This is a genomic window from Moorena sp. SIO2C4 (genome assembly GCF_010672485.1).
GTDB lineage: Bacteria > Cyanobacteriota > Cyanobacteriia > Cyanobacteriales > Coleofasciculaceae > Moorena > Moorena producens.
Genome location: NZ_JAAHGN010000486.1, coordinates 1 through 5,456, shown reverse-complemented (window position 1 = coordinate 5,456; position 5,456 = coordinate 1). Strand labels below are relative to the sequence as shown.

Annotated in this window: 3 protein-coding genes; all 3 read left to right on the top strand. The window is 46.0% G+C overall.

Annotation, left to right across the window (positions count from 1 at the left end; translation table 11 throughout):
• The coding region (locus tag F6K20_RS22595; protein WP_287296095.1) for a ShlB/FhaC/HecB family hemolysin secretion/activation protein at nucleotides 1-768 on the top strand (768 nt) is incomplete at its 5' end.
• Nucleotides 769-1,455: 687 nt separating this feature from the next.
• A complete protein-coding gene (locus tag F6K20_RS22590) occupies nucleotides 1,456-4,374 on the top strand; it encodes a cation-translocating P-type ATPase (protein ID WP_008180298.1) in 2,919 nt (972 codons plus the stop codon).
• Nucleotides 4,375-4,916: 542 nt separating this feature from the next.
• Nucleotides 4,917-5,456: AAA family ATPase (locus F6K20_RS22585; RefSeq protein WP_287296093.1), on the top strand; the 540-nt coding region annotated here is incomplete at its 3' end.

Genomic DNA, 5,456 nt, shown 5'->3' with positions numbered 1-5,456 from the left:
GAATCTGAGCTATATGAAATTCGATTTCGTCAACCGTTGTACCGCACACCTCGGGAAGAATTTGCTCTGTCTCTAGGATTCAGCTACAGAGATGGTCAGACTTTTTTGGGTGATGAGCCTCTTGGGTTTGGCTTTGGTCCAGATCAAGATGGCTCGACTACCCTGAGCGTGATTAAGTTTGAACAAGAGTATCTACGTCGGGATTTGGAGGGAACTTGGTTTTTGCGATCGCTTTTGAGTCTCGGAACTGGGTGGTTTGATGCCACTATCAACCCCGATCCTATACCTGATGGACGCTTTTTTCGCTGGGTAGGTCAAGTACAGCGGTTACAGATTCTCTCAGAGGATAATTTCTTAATTATGGGAACCGAGGTTCAGCTTACCCCCAATAGCCTATTGCCTCCCCAACAATTTTTACTTGGCGGTGGTCAATCGGTGAGGGGCTACCGTCAAAATATCAGAGCAGGGGACAATGGAGTACGGTTTTCTATAGAAGACCGTATAACTTTACATCGAGACGTAGACGATGACCCCGCATTACAACTAATTCCGTTTTTCGACATGGGTTATGTATGGAATAACCCTGATAATCCTAATACGTTACCGTCACAGCGGTTTTTAGCGGGTATTGGCTTAGGGCTAATTGTGCAACCAGTGACAGGGCTTAATCTGCGACTTGACTATGGCATTCCTCTGCTTGAATTGGATGATCGCAGTAACAATGCCCAGGATGAGGGCTTCTACTTCAATGTTCGCTATCAATATTAAACTATTTAAACTCTGACGATTAAGGTTAATGGGCAACCGTTGAGCGTTAACAGTGAATAATATCAAATCCAGTTGAATACCCATACTTCCTGGTGAAAAGAGCAGGGGGCGCAGGGGCGCAGGGGTACAGGGAGAAAAAGATTTTCTCTAGATATCGTAACTGTGGGCAATTATCCGGATTTGATATAAAACCTGATCAAATACGGACTAAATTACTATAATTAGCGGCAACTCGCTATCTTAACAATACAGACTTTGAACAACAGATCTTCAATTGCTGCATCGGGTGCTATTTTGTTCCGCTAGATTCGATTATAGTCTTGGTTTCCAAACTCCCGTAAGCTATCAGCTAATGCGCTACGCGCACGGTTCGTGAACAGCTAATGCGCTACAGATGGTGCTACTTGAGGTGCTATCAGCTAATGCGTTACGCGCACGCTACTTGAGGTGCTTTTGAATGAAAGAGGTAAGCATTCGTTTAATTTCAGTTCCCTGGCCTTTCGGCCAGGAATTGATAGTCTTTGGCAGTCCGTTGAACTCGTCAGCCGGATAGCTTGTTTTAAGCTCACCGCTGACGGCTGACAGCACCTCAAGTAGCGTGAGCTAAAAGCTCACGGCTGAATGCTTACAAACTTCCTAGGAAATTTTTATGATCGAATGAATATCATCTAAAAGCAAACATTCCCGGTGAATCCATTGACCCATTCTAATTTATTGCCTGACCCGTTAAAAGCGTGGTACAACCAATCTGTCGAAAATTCTCTAGCAGAATCCGGCTGTGACCCTCAAGTCGGTTTGACCTCTCAACAGGTATCACAGCGGTTGGAATACTATGGCTTAAATCAGTTAGAGGAAAAAGCAAAGCGCAGTTCCTGGGCAATGTTCCTTGATCAATTCAAGGACATCATGCTGCTGATGCTGATTGCAGTAGCGATAGTTTCCGGGATTTTAGATCTGATCAATCTGCAACAAGCCTCAGAAAAGGCGAGTGAATTCCCCTTCAAAGATACGATTGCTATCCTCTCAATCGTGATTCTCAATGGCATCCTCGGGTATCTCCAGGAAAGCCGTGCTGAAAAAGCCCTAGCAGCCCTGAAAAGTATGGCATCTCCTAAGGTACGAGTGTTGCGGGATGGTCGTACCTTAGAGATAGACAGTCCACAGCTTGTTCCAGGGGACATCATGTTGCTGGAAGCTGGGGTACAAGTTGGAGCAGATGGTAGGCTAATCGAGGCATCGAATTTGCAGGTCAGAGAATCCGCACTGACTGGGGAAGCTAATGCTGTCAATAAAACCGTAGAGGTGGAGCTATCAGAAGATACTCCCATAGGCGATCGCATTAATTTAGTTTTTCAGGGAACTGAAGTTGTCCAAGGCAGAGGTAAAGTCCTAGTTACTGGTACTGGGATGAATACGGAACTGGGGAAAATTGCCCAGATGCTACAAGGGGTGGAAAGTGAACCGACACCTCTGCAACAGCGCATGTCTCAGCTGGGAAAAGTCTTGGTAACCGGTTCGCTGTTGCTAGTAGCACTAGTAATTATCATTGGCTTGGGCGTAAGCGGTTGGGACTTGAGTGTGTTCCAACAACTGGTAGAAGTTTCTTTAAGTATGGCAGTGGCTGTAGTTCCAGAAGGCTTGCCAGCTGTGGTGACTGTTACCTTAGCCCTAGGAACCCAGAGAATGGTACGCCGTCATGCTCTAATTCGCAAACTACCAGCTGTGGAAACCTTAGGAAGTGTGACTACCATTTGTTCTGATAAAACTGGTACCCTGACCCAAAACAAAATGGTTGTGCAACGGGTGGATACCCTCAACTATAGTATTCAGGTGACTGGGGATGGTTATGAACCTGTAGGGGAATTTCTCCTAGACAATCAGCCCATTGCTACAGAACAGTATCCCGAACTCGAACCCCTACTTCTAGCTTGTGCTCTGTGTAATGATGCGATCTTGCAGTATGAACAGGGGGAGTGGAAGATTTTAGGAGACCCCACAGAAGGAGCATTAATTGCTCTGGCTGGTAAAGGGGGTGTGGATAAGGAACCCCTGAGTCAAAGGTATTCCCGTGTGGATGAAATTCCCTTTTCCTCTGAGCGCAAGCGTATGAGTGTGATTTGTCAGTGGGATAGTTCTCCAGATCGCTTTCAACCTGCTAACCTGCCCTACTCGAACACCAAAGGCGAACAACCTTGGCCTTTCGGCCAGGCTACGCGAACAACCGAGAACCCACAACTGACCCGTTACATGATGTTGACCAAAGGGTCTCCAGAATTGGTGTTAGAGCATTGTACTTCATCAGTACATCATGATGACAGAGCAGCAGGAACTCTAGGGTGTCAACCCTTGACAGAAGAGCAGCGGCAACAGATTTTGGAACAGAATAACCAAATGGCAGGGGCTGGTTTGCGAGTGCTAGGTTTTGCCTATAAGTCCCTAGATCGCTTATCAGCTCCAGAAGCAGACCATGAAATCTTAGAGCAAGGGTTGGTGTGGTTGGGGTTAGTGGGAATGTTGGATGCTCCACGCCCAGAGGTACTAGAAGCAGTTCAGCGGTGCCGGAATGCTGGAATTCGTCCGATTATGATTACTGGAGACCACAAACTTACCGCTAAAGCGATTGCCCAGGATTTGGGAATTGCTAATCATGGTGATCAGGTACTGACTGGTCAGGAGTTACAAAAGCTCTCCCAGGTTGATCTAGAGGAACAGGTAGACCAAGTCAGCATTTATGCTCGTGTTGCTCCTGAACACAAACTCAGAATAGTTCAGGCACTCCAGGGTAGGGGTAAATTTGTTGCCATGACCGGAGATGGGGTGAATGATGCACCCGCTCTCAAGCAAGCTGACATTGGTATCGCTATGGGAATTACGGGAACCGATGTCAGTAAAGAAGCCAGCGATATGGTGCTCTTAGATGACAACTTTGCCACCATTATTGCTGCCACAGAAGAAGGTCGGACAGTATATGACAATATTCGTCGCTTTATTAGATACATCCTGGGCAGTAACATCGGTGAGGTATTAACTATTGCCGCAGCCCCGATCATGGGATTACCAGATGTTCCCCTCACACCGTTACAAATTCTCTGGATGAACCTAGTCACTGATGGTTTACCCGCTCTTGCCCTAGCTGTGGAACCAGCAGAACCCGATGTGATGAAGCGATCGCCCTTTAGTCCTCAGGAAAGTATTTTTGCCAGAGGATTGGGCTCTTATATGGTGCGCATTGGTATTGTTTTTGCCATTTTCAACATTACCTTAATGGCAATCGCCTATGGATACTTCCCTCACTGGAAGACAATGGTATTTACTACCCTATGTATTGCTCAAATGGGTCACGCCCTGGCAGTGCGCTCCAACAAACGCATTACTCTGGAATTAAACCCATTCTCTAACCCTTATTTGCTGTTGGCAGTTACTGTAACTACTCTCTTACAGCTGTTGCTGGTCTATGTACCCTTTTTGCAAGACTTCTTTGGCACTGAGCCTCTGACTATGATGGAATTTGCTGTCTGTATTGGCTTTAGTACGTCACTATTTGTTTGGGTTGAGCTGGAGAAATTATTTATTCGTTGGTATAGCAAGGGAAAAGTTCAAGGTTAGTAGGTTAGCTGGTTGAAGGTTGAAGGTTAGCTGGTTGAAGGTTGAAGGTTAGCTGGTTGAAGGTTGAAGGTTAGCTGGTTGAAGGTTAGCTGGTTGAAGGTTGAAGGTTGAAGGTTAGCTGGTTGAAGGTTAGCTGGTTGAAGGTTGAAGGTTGAAGGTTAGCTGGTTGAAGGTTAGCTGGTTGAAGGTTGAAGGTTAGCTGGTTGAAGGTTGAAGGTTGAAGGTTAGCTGGTTGAAGGTTGAAGGTTAGCTGGTTGAAGGTTGAAGGTTAGCTGGTTGGACGGTTAGATATTTTTTTAAGTTCAGATCAAACTTCTAATCTTAAGCCTGTTAACCTATTAACCTAGAACCTGCTAACCTAGAACCTGCTCACTTTCAACCAGCTAACCTACCCTATAAGGGACGCCTTGGGGGAACAACCTGTTAACCTTCAACCTGTTAACCTTCAACCTGTTAACCTTCAACCTGTTAACCTTCAACCTGTTAACCTTCAACCTGCTAACCTACTAACCTGCTAACCCCCAACCTGTAACCTTAAATGGATGTACCTTAAGAGCCTACACCTGCGACAGTTTCGTAACTACAGAGATTGCCTGGTCAACTTCGATGCTCCCAAGACAATTTTGCTGGGTAATAATGCTCAGGGGAAATCGAATCTACTGGAGGCAGTAGAGTTGCTCTCTACCCTCAAGAGTCATCGGTCAGTACGCGATCGCGAATTGGTCTTAGAAACTACTCCCATTGCGGAGATTCGGGCTACTCTAGAACGAACCTATGGTTCAGTAGAACTAGGATTAACCTTGCGCACTCAAGGACGACGTACTGTTGCTCTCAATCAAGAATCCTTACGTCGGCAGTTGGACTTTTTAGGTATTCTGAATGCGGTACAGTTTTCTAGCTTAGATTTGGAACTAGTGCGAGGAGCACCAGAACGGCGTCGCGCCTGGCTCGATTCGATTCTGACTCAGCTCGAACCAATTTATGCTTACATTTTGCAGCAATATAACCAAGTATTGCTCATTTCTACTGAAGACGACGATCCGTGTGAATCTACCGATATCCATTTAGAACGGTACCATCCG